Origin of the sequence: Pseudomonas sp. LS.1a, from assembly GCF_022533585.1 — a bacterium.
GTDB lineage: Bacteria > Pseudomonadota > Gammaproteobacteria > Pseudomonadales > Pseudomonadaceae > Aquipseudomonas.
This window is the reverse complement of record NZ_CP092827.1, coordinates 2308681-2332450: the sequence shown is the minus strand read 5'-3', so window position 1 is coordinate 2332450 and position 23770 is coordinate 2308681. Positions and strand designations below refer to the sequence as shown.

The 23770-nt window shown below is 63.0% G+C and carries 21 protein-coding genes; 10 read left to right on the top strand and 11 right to left on the bottom strand.

The window, feature by feature from the left end; translation table 11 throughout:
- Positions 1-22: 22 nt before the first annotated feature.
- Positions 23-1054: a phosphate ABC transporter substrate-binding protein PstS gene (gene pstS, locus MKK04_RS10670; protein WP_087500806.1), complete on the bottom strand. Its 1032-nt coding sequence runs from the start codon at positions 1052-1054 to the stop codon at positions 23-25.
- 269 nt (positions 1055-1323) lie between these two features.
- Between pstS and MKK04_RS10665 the strand changes: the two genes are divergently transcribed.
- Positions 1324-1701, top strand: coding sequence for a termination factor Rho (locus tag MKK04_RS10665; RefSeq protein ID WP_207830378.1), 378 nt, complete (start codon positions 1324-1326; stop codon positions 1699-1701).
- A 1111-nt stretch (positions 1702-2812) separates the two neighbouring features.
- Here the strand turns inward: MKK04_RS10665 and MKK04_RS10660 are convergent.
- Together MKK04_RS10660 and MKK04_RS10655 are read right to left on the bottom strand one after the other, a co-directional pair.
- Positions 2813-3046 (bottom strand): hypothetical protein, encoded by a 234-nt coding sequence (locus MKK04_RS10660; protein ID WP_207830381.1) that lies wholly within the window; start codon positions 3044-3046, stop codon positions 2813-2815.
- Between the two features lie 97 nt (positions 3047-3143).
- Complete coding sequence (locus MKK04_RS10655) at positions 3144-3581, bottom strand: MAPEG family protein (RefSeq protein WP_233694909.1); 438 nt, start codon at positions 3579-3581, stop codon at positions 3144-3146.
- A 190-nt stretch (positions 3582-3771) separates the two neighbouring features.
- On the opposite strand from MKK04_RS10655, the gene MKK04_RS10650 reads away from it, so the two are divergent.
- Positions 3772-4599 carry a helix-turn-helix domain-containing protein gene (locus MKK04_RS10650; protein WP_241106568.1) on the top strand — a complete coding sequence of 276 codons (828 nt, stop codon included), beginning with the start codon at positions 3772-3774 and terminating at the stop codon, positions 4597-4599.
- A gap of 121 nt (positions 4600-4720) precedes the next feature.
- On the opposite strand, the gene MKK04_RS10645 is transcribed toward MKK04_RS10650, so the two are convergent.
- Both MKK04_RS10645 and MKK04_RS10640 read right to left on the bottom strand, forming a co-directional pair.
- Positions 4721-6064, bottom strand: coding sequence for an MFS transporter (locus tag MKK04_RS10645; RefSeq protein ID WP_207830389.1), 1344 nt, complete (start codon positions 6062-6064; stop codon positions 4721-4723).
- A 45-nt stretch (positions 6065-6109) separates the two neighbouring features.
- Complete coding sequence (locus tag MKK04_RS10640; RefSeq protein WP_233688242.1) at positions 6110-7252, bottom strand: iron-containing alcohol dehydrogenase; 1143 nt, start codon at positions 7250-7252, stop codon at positions 6110-6112.
- 143 nt (positions 7253-7395) lie between these two features.
- On the opposite strand from MKK04_RS10640, the gene MKK04_RS10635 reads away from it, so the two are divergent.
- The 5 genes from MKK04_RS10635 to MKK04_RS10615 all read left to right on the top strand — a co-directional run bounded on the left by MKK04_RS10635 (position 7396) and on the right by MKK04_RS10615 (position 13565).
- Entirely contained in the window at positions 7396-8337 is a 942-nt protein-coding gene (locus MKK04_RS10635; protein WP_207830392.1) for a LysR family transcriptional regulator, read from the top strand.
- Positions 8338-8589: 252 nt separating this feature from the next.
- Positions 8590-9465: a universal stress protein gene (locus MKK04_RS10630; protein WP_241106567.1), complete on the top strand. Its 876-nt coding sequence runs from the start codon at positions 8590-8592 to the stop codon at positions 9463-9465.
- A gap of 424 nt (positions 9466-9889) precedes the next feature.
- Positions 9890-11116 carry an MFS transporter gene (locus MKK04_RS10625; RefSeq protein ID WP_207830397.1) on the top strand — a complete coding sequence of 409 codons (1227 nt, stop codon included), beginning with the start codon at positions 9890-9892 and terminating at the stop codon, positions 11114-11116.
- A gap of 182 nt (positions 11117-11298) precedes the next feature.
- On the top strand, positions 11299-13140 hold the full coding sequence (locus MKK04_RS10620) for a potassium transporter Kup (protein ID WP_233688269.1): 1842 nt from the start codon (positions 11299-11301) through the stop codon (positions 13138-13140).
- A gap of 92 nt (positions 13141-13232) precedes the next feature.
- Positions 13233-13565: a hypothetical protein gene (locus tag MKK04_RS10615; protein ID WP_233688243.1), complete on the top strand. Its 333-nt coding sequence runs from the start codon at positions 13233-13235 to the stop codon at positions 13563-13565.
- A 263-nt stretch (positions 13566-13828) separates the two neighbouring features.
- On the opposite strand, the gene MKK04_RS10610 is transcribed toward MKK04_RS10615, so the two are convergent.
- On the bottom strand, positions 13829-15454 hold the full coding sequence (locus MKK04_RS10610) for a methyl-accepting chemotaxis protein (protein WP_233694906.1): 1626 nt from the start codon (positions 15452-15454) through the stop codon (positions 13829-13831).
- A gap of 255 nt (positions 15455-15709) precedes the next feature.
- Here MKK04_RS10610 and MKK04_RS10605 point away from each other — a divergent pair, with 255 nt between their 5' ends.
- Positions 15710-16108, top strand: coding sequence for a tetratricopeptide repeat protein (locus MKK04_RS10605; protein ID WP_063913598.1), 399 nt, complete (start codon positions 15710-15712; stop codon positions 16106-16108).
- A gap of 6 nt (positions 16109-16114) precedes the next feature.
- Here MKK04_RS10605 and MKK04_RS10600 read toward each other — a convergent pair whose 3' ends face one another.
- The 3 genes from MKK04_RS10600 to pdxR all read right to left on the bottom strand — a co-directional run bounded on the left by MKK04_RS10600 (position 16115) and on the right by pdxR (position 19943).
- Entirely contained in the window at positions 16115-16819 is a 705-nt protein-coding gene (locus tag MKK04_RS10600) for an SDR family oxidoreductase (protein ID WP_207830411.1), read from the bottom strand.
- An 89-nt stretch (positions 16820-16908) separates the two neighbouring features.
- Entirely contained in the window at positions 16909-17814 is a 906-nt protein-coding gene (locus tag MKK04_RS10595) for a LysR substrate-binding domain-containing protein (protein ID WP_233694905.1), read from the bottom strand.
- A gap of 629 nt (positions 17815-18443) precedes the next feature.
- Positions 18444-19943, bottom strand: a complete 1500-nt coding sequence (gene pdxR / locus MKK04_RS10590; RefSeq protein ID WP_241106566.1) for a MocR-like pyridoxine biosynthesis transcription factor PdxR — start codon at positions 19941-19943, stop codon at positions 18444-18446.
- A gap of 78 nt (positions 19944-20021) precedes the next feature.
- On the opposite strand from pdxR, the gene MKK04_RS10585 reads away from it, so the two are divergent.
- Complete coding sequence (locus MKK04_RS10585) at positions 20022-21710, top strand: M24 family metallopeptidase (RefSeq protein ID WP_241106565.1); 1689 nt, start codon at positions 20022-20024, stop codon at positions 21708-21710.
- 8 nt (positions 21711-21718) lie between these two features.
- Here the strand turns inward: MKK04_RS10585 and MKK04_RS10580 are convergent, their stop codons facing one another.
- The gene (locus MKK04_RS10580; RefSeq protein ID WP_207830642.1) at positions 21719-22330 is read right to left on the bottom strand and encodes an alpha/beta fold hydrolase; all 612 of its coding nucleotides are present in this window, start codon (positions 22328-22330) and stop codon (positions 21719-21721) included.
- A gap of 68 nt (positions 22331-22398) precedes the next feature.
- On the opposite strand from MKK04_RS10580, the gene MKK04_RS10575 reads away from it, so the two are divergent.
- The gene (locus tag MKK04_RS10575; protein WP_241106564.1) at positions 22399-22875 is read left to right on the top strand and encodes a GNAT family N-acetyltransferase; all 477 of its coding nucleotides are present in this window, start codon (positions 22399-22401) and stop codon (positions 22873-22875) included.
- Here MKK04_RS10575 and dapA read toward each other — a convergent pair.
- Positions 22861-23727, bottom strand: coding sequence for a 4-hydroxy-tetrahydrodipicolinate synthase (gene dapA, locus MKK04_RS10570; RefSeq protein ID WP_241106563.1), 867 nt, complete (start codon positions 23725-23727; stop codon positions 22861-22863). The two genes, MKK04_RS10575 and dapA, sit on opposite strands and share 15 nt — an antisense overlap.
- Positions 23728-23770: the final 43 nt, after the last annotated feature.

Here is a 23770-nt window from a genome sequence, read left to right as displayed (position 1 = left end):
ACACCGGGAGCGCCTGGGCGTGTTACTGGATGTTGGCGGACGCTTTGCGCACCTGATCGACAACCGACGGTGGCAGCGGGATGTAGCCCATCGAGTCAGCGATCTTCTGGCCTTCGGTCAGGCTGTACTCGACCATTTCGCGCATGGCCTTGGCCTTGGCCGGGTTACCGTTGTCCTTGCGGAAGATCATCCAGGTGTAGGAGGTGATCGGGTAGGACTTGGCACCGTCCGGGTCAGGCAGCCAGGCCACCAGGTTCTCCGGCATTTTCACCGCCGCCAGTGCCTCGGCACCGCTCTCGGCGTTCGGCACGACGTATTGGCCGGCCTTGTTCTGCAGCTGGGCGAAGTCGACCTTGGCCAGCTTGGCGAAGCCGTATTCGATGTAGCCGATGGCGCCTGGGGTCTGGCGGACGGTGGCGGTTACGCCATCGTTCTTCGGCGACTTGATGAACTTGTCACTGGCCGGCCAGTTGACGGTGTTGCCTTCACCCAGCGCTTGCTTGAAGTCAGCGTTGATGGCCGACAGGTGCTTGGTGAATACCGCAGTGGTACCGCTGGAGTCGGCACGCACGACCACGGTGATCGGGGTAGCTGGCAGTTTCAGCTCAGGGTTGGCCGCGACGATCTGCGGGTCGTTCCACTGGGTGATCTTGCCGAGGAAGATATTGGAGTACACATCGCGCGGCAGCTTCAACCCTTTTGGGTTGCCCGGCAGGTTGTAGGCCAGGACGATTTCACCGGCGGTCATCGGCAGCAACTGTACGCCCTCGCCGACCTTGGCGATTTCTTCGGCTTTCATGGCCGAGTCGCTGGCGGCGAAGTCGACGGTTTTATTCAGAAAGTCCTGAACACCCGCCCCGCTCCCCTTGGACTGGTAGTCAACGGTGACACCGTCGGTTTCCTTGCTGAAGGCCTTGAACCAGGTCAGGTAGATCGGGGCCGGGAAACTGGCGCCGGAACCGGTCAGGCGGACGTTCTCTGCGGCAAAGGAAGCCGAGGTGGCGCAAAGAGAAACGGCAACGGCAAGTGCAGCAGACTTCATCAGGCGTATCATCGAAAAGCGCTCCGTGTGATGGCCGGCACACTTTGCAGCAGCAATGTTACAGCTTTGTGACCAATGAATGGCAGGCCGCAGGGTAGAGCCGTCCGGGTGCGCCATCACGGCAGCATCAAGGGCTGCCTCAACCCTAAGGCCTCAAAGTGTCGGTTGAATGACGGTTTCCGGTGGGCAACAGGCTTCCTGGCACCACTCGTCGATTAGCGGGCACTCTGGCGTTGCCCCGGCATTCAACCGCTCATGCAAACCAGACGGGAGTGAATGCCATGCCACGCGGCGACAAGGACAAATACACCGACAAGCAAAAGCGCAAGGCCGAACATATCGAGGAAAGCTACGAGCACAAAGGCGTGCCGAAAGACCAGGCCGAGGCGCGGGCCTGGGCCACCGTCAACAAGCAGTCCGGGGGTGGTGAGAAAAAAGGAGGCTCGGGGCAAACGACATCCTCCAGCGAAAAGAAGACTGCCCGTTCGGACTCTGCCAAACGTGCAGCGAAGTCACGCCAGGGTCATTCCCGCAAATCAGGCAGTTCCCTGGAAACCCAGAGTAAGCAAAGCCTGATGAAAGAAGCGCGTAGTAAAGACATCAAGGGGCGCTCCACCATGACCAAGGCGCAATTGGTGGAAGCGCTCGCGCAGGCATGACGCAAGCCCTCCGCCACCCGCGGAATGGCGTCAATCCTCGGCCGGGCGCGATCCCCGTGGGAGATGGCCCATCCCTTCGGGCTGCGCTGTCGCTTGGAGAACTGAATTCGCAAGCAGTCCGCGTACCCTGTGGGAGCGGCTTCAGCCGCGAAGAATCCAACACGGTGCATGGCACCGGCTGCGCCGGTGTTCGCGGCTAAAGCCGCTCCCACACCGACCGTGCAGGCTTCAGGATCTTTGAGCGAGGCTATGGCCTTAACAGGAATGGCGCCAATCCTCGGTCGGGCACGATCCCCGTGGGAGATGGCCCAGCCCTTCGGGCTGCGCTGTCGCTTGAAGAACTGAATTCGCAAGCAGTCCGCGTACCCTGTGGGAGCGGCTTCAGCCGCGAAGAATCCAACACGGTGCATGGCACCGGCTGCGCCGGTGTTCGCGGCTAAAGCCGCTCCCACACCGACCGTGCAGGCTTCAGGATCTTTGAGCGAGGCTATGGCCTTAACAGGAATGGCGCCAATCCTCGGCCGGGCGCGATCCCCGTGGGAGATGGCCCAGCCCTTCGGGCTGCGCTGTCGCTTGGAGAACTGAATTCGCAAGCAGTCCGCGTACCCTGTGGGAGCGGCTTCAGCCGCGAAGAATCCAACACGGTGCATGGCACCGGCTGCGCCGGTGTTCGCGGCTAAAGCCGCTCCCACACCGACCGTGCAGGCTTCAGGATCTTTGAGCGAGGCTATGGCCTTAACAGGAATGGCGCCAATCCTCGGTCGGGCACGATCCCCGTGGGAGATGGCCCAGCCCTTCGGGCTGCGCTGTCGCTTGGAGAACTGAATTCGCAAGCAGTCCGCGTACCCTGTGGGAGCGGCTTCAGCCGCGAAGAATCCAAAACGGTGCATGGCACCGGCTGCGCCGGTGTTCGCGGCTAAAGCCGCTCCCACACCGACCGTGCAGGCTTCAGGATCTTTGAGCGAGGCTATGGCCTTAACAGGAATGGCGCCAATCCTCGGCCGGACGCGCGCCAGCGAAGCAGGCATCGTGGTGCATGACACCGGCTACGCCGGTCAGTTGTTCCTACCCGGACCGCGTCGCATTCAAGGCCCACGGAACATCATCAGCATCAACCATTCCCGGCTATATCCGCCACGCCAGCATCAAGGCAACTGTTGCGGGACGCACATACGAATTCCGCCTCGGCGCGTGTCGGGTAGTTGAGGGTCAGGCGCAGCTTCTCTTGTGTGTCATAAAGGTCATACCCCTCCCCTAACGTCGCGGAAAAGCCAAGACTGCGAGGGTAAATCTCTTTCTTGAGCGGCACAGCGGGAACCACAACAAAGCGCGTCTGCATGATCATCCCCCTCCCGGCAGTTTCTTAGTATTAGTACCGTTACAAGAAAGCATCAAGTTGGCTCATGAAAAAGCAACCGCAACATATCTAAGGCCGAGCAGTATCAGAAGGCGAACGAGTTCATTACTCTCGCCGTGATAATTACGCAAAAACCCAACAGGCAAACGACCCCGATGCCATAAAACACGGTACGCCAGGGCTGCAGCTCTGCCAGATAGGCCCATGTGTGCAGGACCCTGGCAAGGGTGAACACGATGCTCAGCCCGGCGTTGGGCCCCTCCGCTGTACCTAGGGCAATGGCCAGCCCGCAGAGGGCGAAGAATACCGGGATATTTTCCAGATCGTTGGCCCATACCCTGGCGCCGCGAGCTACCTCCGGCCGCTCCGCTACCTGCGCAGGTCGCTTGAAGACAGCGGCATCCTCCGGATTGGTGAAAGCCACGAAGCGCAAGCGGTAAAAACCCTGGTAACAGGAGACCATGAACATCTTGAAGAACAGCACGACCACACACAGCGCGTATACAGCCAAGGCGTTGCTCATGGCTGGCGCTCCCCGGCAACGCCCCTGACCACAAAGTGAATCAGCCGCCCCAGCAACGCCAGCGCACAGATACGCATGCCCATCGTCCTCTCCTGAGTAGGGTTTTTCGGCACGGTAGTGGTAGGGTTGGCTGCGCTCAATGACCTGTGAGGTCATGGACGCTGTACTCAAGGACGGTCAGGGTCAACGCATGAGTCATCATCCATTCCATCGCAAAAGCCCCGCACCGAGCACATCGGCGGGCCAGCAACTGCGCCACCTGCGCCAGCAGGCCGGGCTCAGCCAGCTTGAACTTTCGCTGCTGGCCGGGCTATCACAGCGTCATCTGAGCTGCGTGGAGACAGGGCGCGCCAACGCCAGCCCCGGCACACTGCATGCCCTGCTTTCGGCCCTTGGCGCCCCACTGGAGCACTGCAACGAAGTGTTCGTCGCGGCCGGGTACGCCCCCCGCTACGCAGCCTCGCCGCTCGATGCCCCCGAACTGGCCTTGGTGCATGCCGCCATCGAGCACATCCTGCAGGCAAACAACCCGGCGCCTGCAATCGTCATCGACAGCAACTGGAACGTCATCGCCGCAAATGCCAGCACCGGCTTGCTGTTGGCGATGGCGGGCATTGCCGCACAGGCGGCGTCAGGCCTCAACCTGTTGGAAACACTGCTTCAACCCGGCGGCCTGGGTGACCATTTGGCCAATGCAGCGGAGATCCGCGCCGTTGCCTGGCAACGTGCGTCCAGGGAAGCCGCCGGCAACCCGGCGCTGGCAAGGCGCCTGCGCGACCTGCCAGCCCCACGCAACCCCACCCAGGCGACGAGTGCCACGCCGGTGTTGCTGACCCGTGTGAACACCCCGGACGGCGAGCTGAGGTTTCTGTCCACCTTCACCACCTTCGGCATGCCACTGGACATCACCGTGGAATCGCTGCGCATCGAGCACCTGATTCCTGCCGACCCGCTGACGCGGCAAAGGATGCTGGCGGCGTTCGAACAGGGCCATTCGCCGAGTCGGCCTCATCGTTGATTTAGCGGGCACCTTTGGGGAGCAACTGTCTTGCTCAAAATTGAAAAGCACATGCGGTCACGCGAGCCTTGTTCCCTGTGCGAAAGCGCAGCCCAAAGGTCTGGTCGATCTTCTATGGGAGTTACCTGTCAGCAGACACTGGCTGCTTCAGCAGCAACACATAGGCCATCGCCGCCACCGCCGCGACCGCCGCACTGATCAGGAACGCCGAAGCAAACGACCCGGTCTGCTGAATGCTGAACCCCGTCACGATCGGTGCCACCGAACCCGCAAGGTAACCGCCGAAGTTCTGGATGGAGCCAAACGAGGCTACACGCCGGCTATCCACGACGGTGTTGGCAATCATCCAGGCGGTGGAACTGGCCATGTTCACGCTGAACAACGCGCAGCACAGCAGGGCCACGCTGAGCATGAAGCCGCTGCCGAACGATAGCGGCACGGTGAAAGCCGCCGCCGCGAACAGTGCACTCACCACTACCCGCTTGCGACTACCCAGCACGCTGGCGCCGTTCCTCACCAGGCGGTCGCACACACGGCCCGCGACAATGGTGCCAAGGGCGCCAAAAACGTAGGCCAGGGACACCACCCAGGCCGTCTTGTACAAGCTCAACCCGTGCTCACGTTCGAAGTAGCCCGGCAACCAGGTCAGGTGCAGCCACAGCATGTAGATCACCCCCATGAAGCCCAGTACAGCGCCCCAGGTGCTCTTGTGCCGGAACAGCTCGGCCCATGCCGCCAGTTGTGCCTTCATGCTCGGCCTGGCCGTTGCCACCGCCTGTTTTTGCGCCTGGGCCGCCAGCAGGCGCTCACGCTCCTCGGCAGGCAACTCGGCCAGGTAACGTTCCTTGCTTTTATAGAAGGCAAACCAGCACGCGGCGACCAGAATGCCGAACACCCCAGTGACGATGAACATGCCTCGCCAGCCCCAGGTGACCATCAGCAGCGTCAGCAGCGGCGGCGCAATGCACGGCCCGATGCAGGTCGATGACAGCACGATGCCGGTCGGCGTGCCGCGTTTCTCGGCCGCGAACCACTCCGCCAGCGCTTTGGCCGCCGACGGGAACATCGGTGCCTCGCCAATCCCCAGCACCACCCTCAGCCCGATGAACGCGGAAAAACTGTTGATCAGGCCGGTGGCTGTCTGCGCCACCGACCAGCCCAGAAGCGCCGCCCCCAGCGAGATCTTGCTGCCCAGCCGGTCGATGATCATGCCCAGCGGCAACTGGGAAAAGGCATAGGCCAGGGAAAACGCCGACAACAGAATGCCCATCTGCGACGGCGTGATCGCCATGTCTCGCTGGATCGAAGTGTTGGCGATCGACAGCGCGCTGCGGTCGACGTAGTTGATGATGCCGATCACCAGCAGCAGGCTGACGGTGATGACCTGGTACTTCCTGAGCGGGTTCGAGCTCGCGGTCGCTTCAGGCTCGCGGCCAAGCTCGGCTTGCGCATATTTGGTAGTCATGGGCGTTCACTTTTGTTGTTATTGGTTGAACAGCGGATCAGCGAATTACAGGGATGCCTCAAGCAGCCACTGGTAGTCTTCGGCAGATGCCTCACGTGGGTTGGTGCGGTGGCTGTGATCGGCCAGCGCGCCCTGGATGATGCGCGGGAACAGCTCTTCGCTGACGCCCAGCTCGCGCAGGCCGGTCGGCAGGCCCAGCGCGCGAGTCATCTGGCGGATGGCGTCTTCGATCCGGCCTTCGTCAGCCAGCCCCATCGCCAGGGCAATGCGCTGCATCTTGTGCTCGTTCAACACCGTCTCGGCCTTGCGGTTGAAGGTGATGACGGCGGGCAGGAAGATCGCGTTGAGGGTGCCATGGTGCAGCCGTGGGTTGATACCGCCCAGCGCGTGGCTGAGGCTGTGCACGCAGCCCAGGCCCTTCTGGAATGCCAGGGCGCCTTGCAGCGAAGCACTCATCATGTTGATGCGGCCATCCAGGTTGCCGGGCTCGCGGGTGGCGGTTTCGATGAAGCGCCAGGCACGCCACAGGCCATCCAGGGCAATGCCATCGGCGGGCGGGTTGAACGCAGGTGCCATGAAGGTTTCCAGGCAATGGGCAATGGCGTCCATGCCGGTGGCGGCGGTGAGTTGCGCGGGCAGGCCAAGGGTCAGCGCCGGGTCGCAGATGGCGGCCTTGGGCACCACATGGGGCGAGATGACACCCACCTTGCGCCCGTCGTCGAGAATCAGGATGGCACCCCGCCCTACCTCGCTGCCGGTGCCCGCCGTGGTCGGTACGGCGATCACCGGTGCGGTTGCCGGTGTGATGCGGGCCAGGCCGCCCTCGATCACCGCAAAGCTTTTCAATGGACCGTCGTGCCTGGCACACACGGCCACACCTTTGGCCAGGTCGATCGCCGAGCCCCCACCAATGGCGATGATCCCGTCACAGCCACACTCCTGGAACATGGCCACCGCTTCACGCACGGCGTTCTCGTTCGGGTTGGGCGGCGTGCCGTCATAGATCGGCCATTGCGCGCTGCTGCCGCTGAACGTGCTCAAGGCCACATCGACGATACCGGCGGCACGCACGCCACGGTCGGTCACGATCAAAGGCCTGGTTATACCAACGCGCTCGCACTCGGCAGGCAGATGCACAATGGCGCCGACATCGAACTGGATCTGAGTGATGTAGTTGATCAGGGACATAGGGCCTCAGCAGCCTCCTGGGGTTATTTTTATAGGCGGTTCAGCCGCACTGGATGCGACACCGTGCAGCGCCAGTATAGGAATGCGCGCCTGACCATGGTATTGAGAACAATCCATATCGGTATAACCCGGACGCATACCAGATGACCCCATCACTCAACTCGATCATGTCCAGGCTCCACGCTCGCCACCTGCGCCTGCTCATCGAGCTGGACGAGCACCGCTCGCTGCTCGGTGCGGCAAGCAGTGTCGGGCTTACCCAGCCCGGGGCGAGCAAGGCCTTGCAGGAAATCGAAACCACCTTCGGCACGGTGCTGTTCAACCGCACCAATCGCGGGCTGGAGCCCACGGCTGCCGGGCACTGCGCTATCCGCTACGCACGCGTGGTGCAAACGGACATTTCAAACCTGCGGCATGACCTGGATGCCATCCTGCGCGGGGTCGGCGGCCGGCTGGCGGTGGGGGCAATCATGGGCGCCGTGCCATTGCTGATGAGGGCGGTGTCGCAGCTGGCCAGCATCCAGCCGCAGATGTCGTTCGAAATCATTGAAGACACCAGCCAGTCGCTGCTGGCACAGATCGAAAGCGGTCGCCTGGACGTCGCCTTGTGCCGCACCAGCGTGAGCAATACCCCTCAGCTGTTTTCCAGCCGGTTTGTCCAGGACGAGACGCTGGCGGTCATTGCCAATATCGACCACCCGCTCAAGCACGCGCAAAACCTGAACCTTGCAGACCTGGCGGAGAGCCGCTGGATCGTGTACCGGGCCAACATGCCGATGCGGGTACAGCTCGAGCGCGAATTCCACGATGCCGGGCTGCGCTTCCCGCTGCACCTGGTGGAGACCACCTCGATCCTGGCGACCTTGTCGCTGCTGCAGAACAGCCCCGACTTCGTGGCACTGGTGTCGATCGACGTGGCTCGGCAATGTGCGATGAACCAACAGGTCCGCATTCTGCCCCTGACCATGGGTTCGGTCAGCGACCCGTATGAGCTGGTCACCCGCAAGGGCAGCCAGGCGACACCGGCCATGGACAAGCTCGCCGAACTGCTGCTGTCGCATGGCGCACACCACAACGACAGCTGATCGTGTTGCCAGACAGAAGACCTAGAGCACCATGAGCCGCGGACTTGTTGCCGATGCCCGCTGGCGTTGATTTGGTGCGCAGAAGTGGTCAGCTCAAGATAGGTCACTCACTCCTTTGACACACATCAAGTCGCCGGGCCGGGTTCGCGAGACGATGGCTGCCAGCAAGGAACGAATCGACAACCGCCAGGCGCATCGTGCTCAAGGCATCGCCATCGATCACCGTGCGCGGCTTTGGATAAGGAACCCCACATGAGCCCGCTGAACCACGTACTGGTAGCCACCGACCTGTCCACCTCTGCCCGCAACGCGGCAGAGCGCGCTGCGCACTTGTGCAAGGCGCAACAAGCATCACTGGACCTGCTATACGTTGCCAACCCGGCCCCCTTCGAGCGCCTGAAGCAACTGGTGGCACCTGATGACGATCTGCTGAAGCGTGTACTGGATACCGCTGGTGAAAAAATTCGCGCACTGGCTGCAATGCTGTTCCAGCGCTACGACATCGCCGCTGGCGTGCAAGTCGCGCACGGCTCGGTGACCACGGAGATCACCCGCGTGGTGCAGGATAAACGCAACGACCTGCTGGTGTGTGGGGCAAAGGGCCAGAGCGTGGCGAGGCGCCTGCTGCTGGGCTCCACTGTGCAGAAAATGCTGAACCACATGCCCTGCCCTTTGCTGGTGGTCAAGCAGGCACCTCGCGATGCGTACCGCACCTTGCTGGTTGCAGTTGATTTTTCGTCTTCGTCACTGCGCGCCATCAAACTGGCAAAAGCCATTGCCCCACAGGCCGAGATCATTTTGCTGCATGTGTACGAGGCGCCGTTCGAAGGCAGCATGCGCTTCGCCAACATCGATCACGACACCCTGATGCACTATCGCAATGTCATCCGCAAAGATGCGGTGAAACAACTCGCAGTCTTGAGCGAAATCGCCGGAGTGGCCGATGCTCGGCAAATCGTGGTGCACGGTGACCCTGGCTGGCAGATTGCCGAGCAGGAACAAGCGCTGGAATGCGACCTGATCGTGGTCGGCAAGCAAGGGGAAAGTGCGCTTGAAGAGCTGCTGATTGGCAGCGTCACCAAGCATGTGCTGAACGAGTCCCAGTGCGATGTGCTGGTGTCGCCATAGGGTCGATTGATGGGGAGGACGCTTGTGTGTCCTGCACCGAAGCCCGCGCTATCCACCGCGGCGCCTGCTTCGCGGTTAAACCCGCTCCCACAGGGATCGCGCCAGCGTTCAGGTTGTGAGCAAGGCCGTTGCGTCCCCAGGTCTTTTCTGGCCTCAAGCAGCACACAAACCTGTGGGAGCGGGATCACCCGCGAACACGGGCGAAGCCCGTGCCATCCTCCGCAACACCTGCTTGCGGAACCTGTAGCATAACTCCCCGGCCAACAGCGGGTGCTCTGCGCAAGGCGTTTCATCGATTGCGCTGATGATTACTATCGAGCCCCCCGCCTGTTGGCCCGGCAAAACCACCCCCTATAATCGCCAGCACATTTCCCCCGCTCCTGCGCCTGCCTCAGGCGACATCCCTCTCTTGGAATCCAATACCATGCCAAGTGCCAGTCAGGCCCCTCGCGGCCGCCCCGAACATGATCAACAGAGTGTCAGCCAACAGTGGCTGGCCATTCTCTCCGTCGCCGTCGGTGCCTTCGCCCTGGTGACCAGCGAGTTTCTGCCGGTGGGCGTACTCAACGATGTCGCCAGCGACCTCGGCATAAGTGCAGGCCACGCCGGCCTGATGGTTACCCTGCCCGGCATCATGGCCGCCCTCGCCGCCCCATTGCTGTCGGTGGGCATTGGCGCCCTGGACCGTCGCTACCTGCTGATCGGCTTGACGCTGATCATGATCATCGCCAACGCGGTGGTGGCCTACGCCAGTGACTTCAGCCTGCTGCTGTTCGGCCGCGTACTGCTGGGCGTGAGTATCGGCGGTTTCTGGGCCACGGCCATTGCCCTCAGCGGCCGCCTGGCGCCCAAGGGCGTGGGCGTAGCCCAGGCTACCTCGATCATCATGGTCGGTGTAACCCTGGCCACCGTGCTGGGCGTGCCGGTAGGCACCTGGTTGAGTGGCCTGATGGGCTGGCGCATGACCTTCCTGGTAACCGCGCTACTGGGCGTACCGGTGCTGCTGGCGCAGATCCTGTTGCTACCGCGGCTCAACCCGGACAAGGCCATTCGCATCAGCGACCTGCCGGCCCTGTTCATCAACCCACAAGCGCGGGTTGGCCTGATCGCCGTGTTGCTGATCGGCCTGGCGCACTTTGCCGCTTACACCTATGTCGCCCCGTTCTTCAAACAAAGCTCCGGCTTCGATGGGCCGACCATTGGCTCGTTGCTGCTGCTCTATGGTGTGGCCGGGGTATTCGGCAACATCTTCGCCGGTTTCGCCGCCAACCGCAGCGTACGTCACACTCTGCTGCTGGTCGCACTGATGATCGGCACCAGCACCGCCCTGTTCCCCCACTTCGCCACCGGCATGACCGGTGCCGCAATGTTGATCGGGTTGTGGGGCTTCGCCTTCGGTGCGTTCCCGGCCTGCGCCAGTATCTGGATGTTCGTCGTCGCGCCCAAGGATGTCGAACGTGGCATGCCGCTGTTCGTCGCCATGTTCCAGGTGATCATTGCGCTGGGTTCGTTCTTCGGCGGGCGGATCGTCGACCAGTTGGGCAGCTCGGTACTGTTGAGTCTGGCCACGGCCCTGGTGGGCTGCGGTTTCGCTACGGTGCTGGTGCTGGGGCGCAACGTCAGCAACAGCCTGGCGGCACAATCTGCCTGAGCAGGGCGCAGGCTGATTTTTTACGCTCTTTTTACGGCTGAGCCGACAGCCAGAAGGAATACTGGGCGCGCGATGCTCAAGGATGGCATGCATTTCAACCCGCCAGTCCAGAGAAGCCTTTCGTGAGCCAGTCCACCGTCATCGCAAACCAATCCCTTCCCGGCAAGTCCAACCCCATCGGCATGCTCGTCGCCGCTGTCGGCGTGGTGTATGGCGACATCGGCACCAGCCCGCTGTACACCCTCAAGGAAGTGTTCGCCGGGCACTACGGCGTGCAGGCCAATACCGCCGGTGTACTGGGCGTGCTGTCCCTGGTGTTCTGGTCGTTGCTGTGGGTGGTGTCGCTGAAGTACGTACTGTTCATCCTGCGTGCCGACAACCAGGGCGAGGGTGGCATCATGGCCCTGACCGCCTTGGCGCATCGGGCGGCGGCGCCCTACCAGCGGCTGGGCAGGATACTGGTGCTGCTCGGCCTGTTCGGCGCCGCGCTGTTCTACGGCGACAGCATGATCACGCCGGCGATTTCCGTGCTATCGGCCGTCGAGGGGCTGCAACTGGCCTTCGACGGTATCGAACACTGGGTGGTGCCGCTGTCGGTGGTGGTGCTGGTGGCGCTGTTCCTGATCCAGAAGCACGGCACCGCGCGCATCGGCATCCTCTTCGGGCCGATCATGGTGCTGTGGTTCATCGTGCTGGGTGCACTGGGCCTGCACGGCATCGTCCAGCGCCCGGAAGTGCTGCAGGCGCTCAATCCGCTCTGGGCGGTGAAGTTCTTCCTGCTGCACCCGGGCATGGGGGTGGCGATTCTGGGCGCGGTGGTGCTGGCCCTGACCGGCGCCGAAGCACTCTACGCCGATATGGGGCACTTCGGCCGCAAACCCATTGCCCGGGCCTGGTTCATGCTGGTGCTGCCCGGCCTGGTGCTGAACTACTTCGGCCAGGGCGCCTTGATCCTCGGCGACCCGCAGGCAGTGCGCAACCCGTTTTATCTGCTGGCGCCCGAATGGGCCCTGCTGCCCATGGTCGGGCTGGCCACCCTGGCCACCATCATCGCGTCCCAGGCCGTGATCTCCGGTGCGTTCTCGCTGACGCACCAGGCCATCCAGCTGGGGTACATACCGCGCATGTTCATCCAGCACACCTCCAGTGAGGAGCAGGGGCAGATCTACATCGGCATGGTGAACTGGGCGCTGATGGTCGGCGTGGTGCTGCTGGTGGTCGGCTTCGAGTCGTCCGGGGCGCTTGCGGCAGCCTATGGTGTAGCCGTGACCGGGACCATGCTGATCACCACGCTGCTGGCCTCGGCAGTGGTGCTGTTGTTGTGGAAGGCACCACGCTGGCTGGCAGTGCCGATGCTGCTGGCGTTCCTGCTGGTCGACAGCCTGTATTTTGCCGCCAATGCGCCGAAGATCCTCCAGGGCGGTGCATTTCCGGTGATTGCGGGCCTGGCGCTGTTCGTCCTGATGACCACCTGGAAGCGCGGACGAAGGATCATCGTCGAGCGACTGGACGAGAGTTCGCTGCCGCTGGACCTGTTCATCAACAGCCTCAAGGCCCAGCCGCCTCACCGCGTGGGCGGTACTGCGGTGTTCCTGTCCGCCAGGCCCGAGGCGGTGCCTCACGCCTTGCTGCACAACCTGCTGCATAACCAGGTACTGCATGAGCAGGTGGTGCTGTTGACCGTCGTGTTCGAGGATGAGCCACGAGTCAGCGCTGGCAAGCGCTTTGAGATCGAGGCGTTTGGTGACGGTTTCTTCCGCGTGAACCTGCATTTCGGTTTCATGGAGGAACCCGACGTGCCGTTGGCGTTAAGCCGCTGCCAGCGTGCGGACCTGGAGTTCGGCCCCATGCGCACAACCTATTTTCTCAGCCGGGAGACGGTCATTGCAGGCAAGCAGATGGGCATGGCCCGCTGGCGGGAGCACCTGTTTGCCTTCCTGCTGAAGAATGCCAACAGCAACCTCAAATACTTCCAGCTGCCGCTGAACCGGGTGATCGAGCTTGGCACTCAGGTCGAGATCTGAGCAGTCGGGGCAGTACCCAGCGGAACTTGAAGGGTAACCTCATGTCCTATCCGCACCCAAGCTCCCCCTGCGCCTTCTGGAGGCGAACAAACATGAAAAAAACCCTGGTAGCCGTCTTTACTTGTGCCCTGGCGCTCGGCGCAACGGCATTGTTGCCTGCCAATGTCTCGCCGATCGGCTCCGCGTATGCCAAAGGTGGTGGCAACGGCGGTGGGCAGGGTGGCGGCAAGGGTGGCATCAACGGCAATGGCGCCGGTTATGAGAGTGACCATGCCGGCAAGGCCACGCGCAACCATGGCGAGAGCGGTAATCACTATGGCAGCTTGCGCAACGATGACAACGGCCGTGGTACTACCCAGTCTGGCATTGCCCATTCCAAGGAGCACAACAAGGCCGGGCGCTCCTCTTCGAAGCATGATCGATAACTGAAAGCACGCCACTCCTGCAGGCACTGCACAATCCTCAAGGGCGGCGCTGAACCTGTGGGAGCGGCTTCAGCCGCGAAGCATCCAACGCGGTGCATGGCACCGGCTGCGCCGGTGTTCGCGGCTAAAGCCGCTCCCACAGGGTCCCTGCTAACTCAATGAGTTATGTGCAGTTCTATGAGAACGGGCATGGCGCATTCCTTCGGCTGGGGAAGCCCTTGTAAAGACAACTGCTCCCCCAACAGCCTGATGCCCACCTGACCTCAAACCCTGAACCGCCCCACCAACGCCGTCATCTCCCCCACCAACCGCGACAACGCCTTGCTCGCCTCACTGGTCTGCTGCGCCCCCGCTGCCGAGGATGTCGACAGCTCGCGAATGTTCAGCAGGTTGCGGTCCACCTCTCGCGCCACCTGGGCCTGCTCTTCGGCTGCGCTGGCAATCACCAGGTTACGCTCGTTGATCTCGCCGATCGCACTGTAGATCCCCTCCAGCACCTGCCCCGAGGCCAGGGTCACGTCCAGCGTCGACTGGGCGCGGCTGGTACTGGTCTGCATCGAGGCCACGGCCGCTTCGGTGCCCGCCTGCACACGCCCGATCATCTGCTCGATTTCCTGGGTCGACTGTTGCGTGCGGTAGGCCAGCGTACGCACCTCATCCGCCACCACCGCAAAGCCGCGCCCGGCCTCGCCCGCGCGGGCTGCCTCGATGGCGGCATTGAGCGCCAGCAGGTTGGTTTGCTCGGACACCGAGCGAATCACCTCCAGCACCTTGCCGATATCCCGCACCTGCCCGACCAGTTGCTCCAGATGCGCGCTGCTGGCCTGGATCTCACGCGTCATGGCCTCGGTGCCGTCGATGTTGTCGCTGACTTGCCGGCGGCTTTGCGCTGCCAGCTGGTTGGATTCGCTGGTGGTCTGCGAGGTGGTGATGGCGTTGCGCGCAACCTCCTCCACGGCTGTGGTCATCTCGGTGACAGCGGTGGCGGCCTGCTCCAGTTCCTGGCCCTGCTGGCGCAGGTTGTTGGCGCTTTCCTCGGTGACCGCATTCAGCGCCGTGGCGGCTGCATCCAGTTGCCCGGCACAGCTGCTGATCTGCACCAGGGTGTCGCGCTGGCTCTGCTGCATGCGCTCAAGCTCATGGAACAGCTGGCCGATCTCGTTGCTGCCCTGCCCCTGCACCGGCACGCTCAGGTCGCCGCCGGCAATGCGCTGGAAGTGCCGACCGGCTTCGCGCAGCGGGTGCAGCACGCGCTGGGCAATAAAGGCCCAGCACAGCGCCGCCAGTAACAGCGTCACGCCCAGCAGCGCCAGGCTCAGCAGCTGCGCGCGCGCCAGGCGCCGGTCGGATTCCAGCATGATCTGCTGGCCGCGCTCACTCAACGCGCCGACCAGTTGCTGGCGCAGCGCCTGCAACCGGCCCATGGCGTTGCCGGCGTCGGTGTTGACCTTGAAATACTGCTCAAGCGAACGTTGACGGGTTGCCTCACGCTGCCCGGCGACTGCCTTGGCGTACTCGCCATAGGTGGCCTGCAGCGCGGTTGCCAGTGCGTGCAGTACAGGCTCGCGGGCGTTTTCGACAAACTCGTCCACCAGCTTCTGGCTCTTGTCGTTCAGCTCGACCGACAGCGCCATGCGCTTGTTGGCACTTTCCTCATGGCCACCCAGTTGCTCGATGAAGCCCGAGGACACATTGGCGCTGGCGCGAATCGCCATCAGCAACGCATTGTTCAACCGGTCCGACTGGTGCGCGGTCTGGTCCAGTTCGGTGATCTGCTGGTCGCTACCCACCGCTGCACGCCAGGCACTGACGGTGGAAAACAGCAGGGTCAGACTGAACAGCGACAACACCCAGAACATTCCGGTGCGGATCTTCAGGTTGGCAAGCATGCGGGCAGTACTCCTTGTTGGCACCACTTCTGGTCGATGATTCGATGGTGGGTGTGCTGCTATCGGAGGTACTGACGCAGGCTTGAGGCGCCGGAATGCGGTTTTGGGCGGTAACCGAACAGATGTTGCCAGGGCAAAGGGCGGGGAACAGGCAACAAATTGCCCAAGCGGGAACTTCAACGCTCCACTTCGGTCGATAGCATCCCCTTGCCCTCCAGCCAGGGGTTTGCCCAAGCCCTGCCGAGTCTACCGCCGATGCCCAGCACACCTGTTCTGTCCGCCTTGCTCCTGTTGTTCAGCGCAATCACGGCACCAGGCGCACTGGCCGGCGAGCGCTCCGCGCCGGCACGCAGCAACCATGCCTCGACCGTGCTGATCGAAACCGCCTCGCAACAGTATGCCGACGGCCAACTGGACCAGGCGGCAGCCACCCTGGAGCGCGCGCTGCACATTCAGCCGAACAACCCGGCAACCCTGCACTACCTTGGCGTCCTGCGCCTTCAGCAAGGGTTGTACGAACAGGCCGAAACCCTGGCGCAGCGCTCCAACCTGCGTGTTGGCAACAATCACGCACTACGCAGCCGCAACCTGCAGCTGATAGAAGCCGCGCACAAGGCCCAGGGCGACGGCGTGCTGCCGACGGCTGCGTACTGAGGGCGGTCAGACGCTGCGCGTCAGGCCACCATCGACCTTGATGTTCTGCCCGGTGATATAGGCAGCCCCGTCGCTGGCCAGGAATGCAATGGTGGCGGCAATTTCCTCGCTGGTGCCATAGCGCCTGAGCGGTACGCTGTCGCGCCGCTGCTCAGTGGCCGGCAGGCTGTCGATCCAGCCAGGCAATACGTTGTTGATGCGCACGTTGTCCACGGCATAGGTGTCGGCGAAGATCTTGCTGAACGCCGCCAGGCCCGAGCGGAACACCGCCGATGTGGGGAACATTTCGTTGGGTTCGAATGCCCAGGCGGTAGAGATGTTGATGATCACTCCCCCCTTCTGCCGTTGCATGACTGGCGTCACCAGGCGTGCCGGGCGGATAACATTGAGCAGGTACGTGTCCATGCCCTTGTGCCAGTCTTCGTCGCTGATCTCCAGGATCGGCGCGCGCGGGCCGTGGCCGGCGCTGTTGACCAGCACATCGACGCGCCCCCACTTCCCGACCACGGCATCCACCAGGCGCTGCAAGTCCTCGACCGACTGGTTGCTGCCGGTAACACCGATACCACCCAGCTCCTTGGCCAGTGCTTCGCCCTTGCCCGAGGACGACAGGATGCCGACCTTGAAGCCGTCGGCAGCCAGGCGACGTGCCGCTGCTGCGCCCATGCCGCTGCCACCGGCGGTGATGATTGCTACCTTTTGCACAGACATATTGCCTCCTTCGGCGATGGAACCCTGTGTTTGCAAGTGCATTCACACTAGCAGCCACACAGGTGCGCAGGGAGGCAGCCGGACTTCGTCTAGCCAGTAGTTTTTCTTTCGTCAGCCTGAGCCTTGAGCCACGCCCTGACGATTTGCAGGGCCGCTGGCGGCTGCCCCTTGCGCGGCCATACCAGGTAGAACGCCTTGTCCAGCCGCAGTTGCTGGGGGAACACCTGCACCAGCCGGCCGGCGGCGATATCGTTGCTGACGAAGGCATGGCTGGCCAATGTAATGCCCTGCCCGCCTATGGCAGCTTCGATGGCCAGCGAGGTCTGGTTGAAGCGCACGGTCTTCGCCGTGGGCGTCGGGTGGCCAGGGAACACCGCAGCGCAGAACTGCGGCCAGAAGTTGTGCGCATCGTGCAATGCCACATAACGCTGCAAGGCGGCAAAACCCTCAGGCCAGCCCACGTCTGCCAACAACGCCGGGCTCGCCACCGCGACCACCGGCGGCTCCATCAGCAACTCGGCGTTCAGCCCGGCACCGAACGGCGGCTGGCCATAACGCACGGCCAGGTCCACACCATCGGTATGAAAATGCGAAAGCCGGTCGGTGGCCAGCACCCGCAAGTCAATCTCGGGGTTGTGCTCGGCAAAGTGCCCCAGCTTGGGGATCAGCCATTTCGAAGCAAAGGTTGGCGTTACGCTGACCGTGAGATGGGAGGGCGCCGGACGCAACAGCCGCGTGGCCTCGTCGATCATCGCCAAGGCACTGCGCACGCTGGTGCTGTAGGCATGCCCGGCATCGGTCAGGCCTAGGCCGCGCGGCAAACGCTCGAACAGGCGAACCTCCAGACCGGCCTCCAGCCCACGAATCTGCTGGGCAACGGCGGCTTGGGTGACGCCGAGCTCCTCGGCGGCCAGGCGGAAGTTCAAGTGACGCGCCACCACTTCGAACACCCGTAACGCATTGAGTGAGGGCAACCCGGGAAAACCTGCAGGCATGGCGATGATTTTTCTATTGGCTGCTCGGCAGCATTGCGCCGAGGCTATCCTCATCGGCCGAGGAAGTCGATGCTTTGTCGGCGGACAGAGCCCAAAGGAGTTGGCATGCCCGCCATCAATGCATTCCGCCACTACGGCCTGCTCGACCTGTCTTGGACACAACGGCCGTTGCGGCTGACCGCGCTTGCCGAGCAGGTGCTCGCTGGGCAGGCGCACTGGCTTGACCACAACCCTGCGCAGCGCTGGGTGAAGTGCTTATCGATGCCGCGGACAGGCCCTGGGTGGTCAGCGAACAAGGCTAGGTGTGGCAGCGCAAATAGCCCGCTCAAGCCTGATCAGGTAACGCGGTGGATGGCACCGGCGTTGCCGGTGTTCGCGGGCATGCCCGCTCCCACAGGAACCGAGGGTACCCGAAACCTGCACCATACCTGTGGGAGCGGCTTTAGCCGCGAACACCGGCGCAGCCGGTGCCATGCACCGCGTTGGATTCTTCGCGGCTAAAGCCGCTCCCACAGGGTACGCGGACTGCTTGCGATTTCAGTTATCTACGCGACAGCGCAGCCCAAAGGGCTGGGCCATCTCCCACAGGGACTGCGCTAGCTTTTAGAGCTTGAGCAAGACCGTTGCGCCTACAGGGCCGATGTTGCAATCGCCTTCGCCGCTTGCGCCAAACGTTGCGTAGCCAGCCGGATTTCATCCATGTCCAGCGAGGCAAACCCCAGGCGCAAGGCATTTTCCGCATGACCGAACGGCGAAAACTGCCGGCCACTGCGTACCACCAGGTCCAACGCCAGCGCTTTGCCAACCAGTTGGTCCACATCGATCGAGTCGGCAAACCTCACCCACAGCGCCAGCCCGCCTTCCGGTGCCTTTACAGCTACCTGCTCGCCAAAGGCATCGCGCAAGCAAGCCAACAGGGTCTCCCGACGCTGACGATACTCCCGCGCAACCCGACGCAAGTGCTTCTTCAGCTCGCCATCATTGATCAGGTCCGCCAGCATCTGCTGCATCACCGCATCGCCCTGCCCCAGGGTCAGCGTCGCCCTGCGCTCGAGCACCACGGCCACCTCCGCCGGCGCCACGATGAAACTGCAACGGAAGGTACTGCCCAAGGACTTGGACAATGAACCAATGTAGATCACATGCCGCTGCTGACGGTCGCTGGCCAGCGGCAGGTAAGGCCGCCCGGCAAAGTGGTACTCATGGTCGTAGTCTTCCTCGACCACGCAAAAGTCGTGCTGCCGCGCCAGCTCCAGCAACTGCTGCCGGCGCCCGGCAGGCAGGCTGACCGTGGTCGGGAACTGGTGATGGGGTGTGATGTACAGCATGCGCACCTTGTGCAGCCGGCACAGTGCATCGATCTGGTCGACCCGGCAGCCCTCGTCATCTAGGTCCACGGTGACCAGCCGGGCACCCAGCTGGCGGAAGATCTCCCACGCGGGCGGATAGCTCAAGCGCTCGACCAGCACAACGTCACCGGGCTTGAGCAGCACGCTGGCCACCAGGTACAGCGACATCTGCACGCCCTGGGTCAGGCAGATATGCTCGGCGCCAACGTTCAGGCTGCGATTGTGCCGCAGCATGTCGGCCAAGGCGCTGCGCAGGTAATGGCTGCTGCACGCGCTGCCATGGCGCACGGTGTTGGCGGTGAAGCTGTTGCGCAAGGCATTACGGTAATAGCGGTGCAGAACGGTCTGCGGCAGCAGGCGGTGGTCACAGGCGCCGTTGTCGAAAAACAGCGCACCCGGCCGATGCTGCTGCGCGGCAGCCTGTTCGTTGGCCGTGAAGTAGGCAACGGCAGGCTCCTCTGGCAGCACCAGGGCAAAGGGCCGCGCTGCATCGGGCTCGGGCAGGGTGCCAACTGCCAGTTGCCGACTGACGAAGGTGCCGCGGCGTTGCACGCTTTCCAGCCAGCCTTTGGTCTCGGCTTCCTCGTAGGCGAGGATCACCGTCTTGCGATTGACGTTCAGCAGTTGCGCCATTTCCCGCGTGCCGGGTAACGGCGTGCCGGGGCGCAGGCGGCCCTCGGTGATCGCGGCGACCAGGCCCTCGACAATCTGCCTGTACGAAGCCTGCGGCTGCGCCCCGTCGAGCTTGAGCAGCGGCTGCCATTTGCGAAGCTGGACCATGTGAATTAACCAAAACTGGAGGTTCTACTGGTCCTGGACTATAGCAACAATCGAACCTCCATTTGCCCCGAGGTGCTCATGCAAAACCGCCATGTCATTGAATTGTCGCCCTCGGGCAAAACCTTCGACGCCAGCCAGGAGTTGCTGCTCGATGCCATGCTCGCCAGCGGCCTGCCGGTACCCTTCTCCTGCCGCCGCGGCGCCTGTGGATCGTGCAAGGTCAAGGTGGTGTCGGGGCAGTATCGGGACAAGCAGCGGGCAGCAGACACGCCCGCGCCCTGCTACCCCCTGGCAGCCGACGAAATGTTGCTGTGCCAGAGCCACGCCTGCAGTGATATGTGCCTGGAAATTCCCGGCTGGTCCCTGGAAACCCCGGCACTGGAACTCCAGGCACAGGTCCGCGGCAAACGCGAACTGAGCGCCGATATCGTCGAACTGGTGCTGCAGCCTGCACAGCCATTGGTGGTACGGGCTGGCCAGTACGTACGCTTTCGGCTCGACAACGGCGACAGCCGCTGTTTTTCCATCGCCAACCTGCCCGCCCAGGACCAGGGGCAACTGGTGTTTCACATCCGCAAGGTCAGTGGCGGCCTGTTTACCGAACACCTGCTGCCAACCCTGCAAGCAGGTGACACCTTGAAGCTTGAAGGACCGGTGGGTGCCTGCACCTGGCAGCATGAGGACCAACGCCCCCTGGTGCTGTTCGCCACCGGTACAGGTTACGCCGGCATCAAGCCATTGCTGCTGACCGCCCTGGCAGGTGATGCCGAGGTCACGTTGTACTGGGGCGGCAGATCGAACGCAGACTTCTATGACCGTGAATTTCTCGACCAGGCCTGCCGTGCACACGCTCACTTTCACTGGCACCCGGTGCTGTCGGACCAGGCGCGGGTGCAGCAGGTGGCGCTGGCCCAGGCCCATCGCTGGGCCGACACCCAGGTCTATGCCTGCGGTAATGCCGCGATGATCAGCCAGGCTCGCGAGCAGTGCCTCGCGGCAGGCCTGCAGCCCCATCGCTTTGTCGCCGAGGCTTTCGTTGCCAGCGGCGCACTGGTGCCCGAGGCTTCAACGACCAACCCATTGCACCCGGTGCTGGAAAAAGTCGGCTCGCGCTACTCGCTGGACGGCATGCTCGCGGCCCGCGAGCAATCGGTACGGGCCGTGGCGGCGATCGCCAGCCAGCTACAAGTCGGGATGACCACTGCCCAGGCGCTGGAGATGGCCGCACAGACCTTGCAGGCGATGGGCGCATCGCACACCTGGCACCCGACCTACATCCGTTTTGGCGACGACACCGTGCGCACGCCGCGCCAAGGTATTGATCTGCAACGCGTATTACGTACCACGGATATCGTCGTGGTCGATGTCGGCCCGGTATGGGATGGCTATGAAGGCGACTATGGCGACACCTTCGTGTTTGGCCAGCACGACCTGCACCACGCCTGCGTCAAGGCACTGCATGAAGTGTTCGACGAAACCCGCCAGGCCTGGGGGCGTGGCCTGACCGGGCGCGAGCTGTATGACTTCGCCGAGCGCAGTGCCCAGGCGAAAGGCTGGCAGCTGGAACGCAACCTGGCTGGGCATCGCATCGCCGACTTCCCGCATGTACTGTATGGGCAGGACAAACTGGCCGAGGTGGAAATCGTCCCGAGCGAGGTGGTGTGGGTGCTGGAGATTCAGTTGTGCCACCCTACCGAGCCGGTCGGAGCGTTTTTCGAGGATATCCTGATCGGCGAGGCCAGGCCGGTCGTGGCTACGGCAGCTTGAAACGACCGTCAGGAAGCAAGGTGCGCGTCAATCAGGCGCGCGACCGCTTCGGCATGGCTATGGCCAAGGTCATGGCCGGCATCGGCAAACACCTGCAGGCTGGCGTTTGGTATCAACTGCATCAAGCACTCGCCAACAGCGACAGGGCTGATCGGGTCTGAACCTCCCCATAACAGCAGTACAGGCATGCGCAGCTCGCAGAGGCGCGCCGTCAGATCAGTGCGGTCATCGAGAAACCAGCGCGGCAGCTTGGGGTTCTCCGCTTCGAATTCTGCACGCCAGTCAGCAGCACCAAAGGCAGAAAGGTCCATGCCGCCTGAAGTCACGCTCAGGACCAGGTGCGTAATCAACGCTGGGCGCTCCAGCGCAAGGAGCACCGCAACCACCCCACCCATGGACTGCGCCACCAAGGCCGTGGGCCTGTCGACTTCGCCAAGGGCAAGGGCTGCGAGGTGCTGCAGGCAGGAAACATTCGGGTTGGCTGGTACGTTGCCGAAACCGGGCCAGCCCAGGTGCCGGACGATTGCTGGCGTACTCATCGCCGCGGCGGCCGGGTGCCAGAAGGCAACGTTGCCAGAGGCGCCGGGCAGGAAAAGGATCTTTTCCGGTGAAGTCGTCATGGCTCTCTCCTTGATCCAGTAACAGGCTAAAGTTGGCAACAGGACAATACCAGACACGGACGACTGCCATGCAAATACGCAAACTCACCCCTGACGACCTCACCCATGCCAGCGCCGTGTGCCTGGATGCCTTCATGCAGGCGGTCGCGCCCTCGCTGTCGGCACAAGGCATCGAAACCTTCACCAGGGTGGCCGCGCCCCTGGCGTTTGCCGAGCGCATGCAGGGCGACAACCTGATACTGGTGTGCATCGTGGACGGTGTCATCACGGGGTTGATCGAACTCAAGGAAGGCCGCCACGTGGCGATGCTGTTCATTGCACCAAGGTGCCAACGTCAAGGCATCGGCGCGCGCCTCATGAGCGCCGCGCTTGAGCATGCCAGGGCTGAAATCGTCACCGTCAGGGCATCGTTGTCTTCGGTGCCGGCCTACCAGCGCTACGGTTTCAACCTGGCAGGTGAAGTGGGCGAGTTCGCCGGACTGACCTACCAGCCGATGGAAATGCCCTTGCGGCCACGTGCTGCAGCCGCCTCAGGCGCCGAGTGAGTCCAGCACGCCTTGCAGCTTGCCCCGGGTGGTTTCCGTGCAGGCCTGCATGGGCTCGCGCAGCTCGTCAGCAATCAGGTCTTGCATCTGCAATGCTGCCTTGATCACGGCCGGGTTAGGCTCGGCAAAGGCCATTTTCATCCACGGCAGCAACTGGTAAAACGTCCCTCGCGCGGCTAGCCAGTCGCCATGGTCGACCTGCTGCAACATGCGCACGTACAGGTCAGCCCGCACATGCGCCGAAGCCGAAATGGCCCCCGCACCGCCCAGGCACAGGTTGTTGAAGATCTGAACGTCCTCACCGGCCAGCACCTGGGCGTGGCCGTCCTGGATCAGGGCCATGGTGGTCTCGCTATCACCGCTGCAGTCCTTCACCGCTGCAATGCGCGGGTGGCGCACGATGCGGCGCAGGGTTTCACGCTCGATGCGTACCCCGGTACGGTAGGGAATGTCGTAGACGATCACCGGCACGCTGGCGGCATCCGCCACGGTGCTGAAGAACGCCTCGATGCCGGCCTGCGAAGGCCGGATGTAGCACGGTGCAGGGACCAGAAGCCCGCCAATTTCACGCTGCTGGATTTCAGCCTGGAAGGCCAACAGTTCGCACAGGTTGTAACCCGACAGGCCCATCACCACCCTGCCCGGTTCCACCCAGGCCAGCACAGCGTCCAGCACGGCCAGTTGCTCGGCCTTGGACAGCGCCGCCGCTTCGCCCGTGGTGCCACATACCACAAAACCGGCGACACCCTCTTCGAGCAGCTTCTTCACCAGTTTTTCCAGGCCAGTAAAGTCGATTTCATTGGCGCGCAATGGCGTGACGAGGGCGACCCAGATACCACGGAAATTCGACATGCAAAAACTCCTGATGTTGACCGAAAGTCAGCGTCAGCAGGGC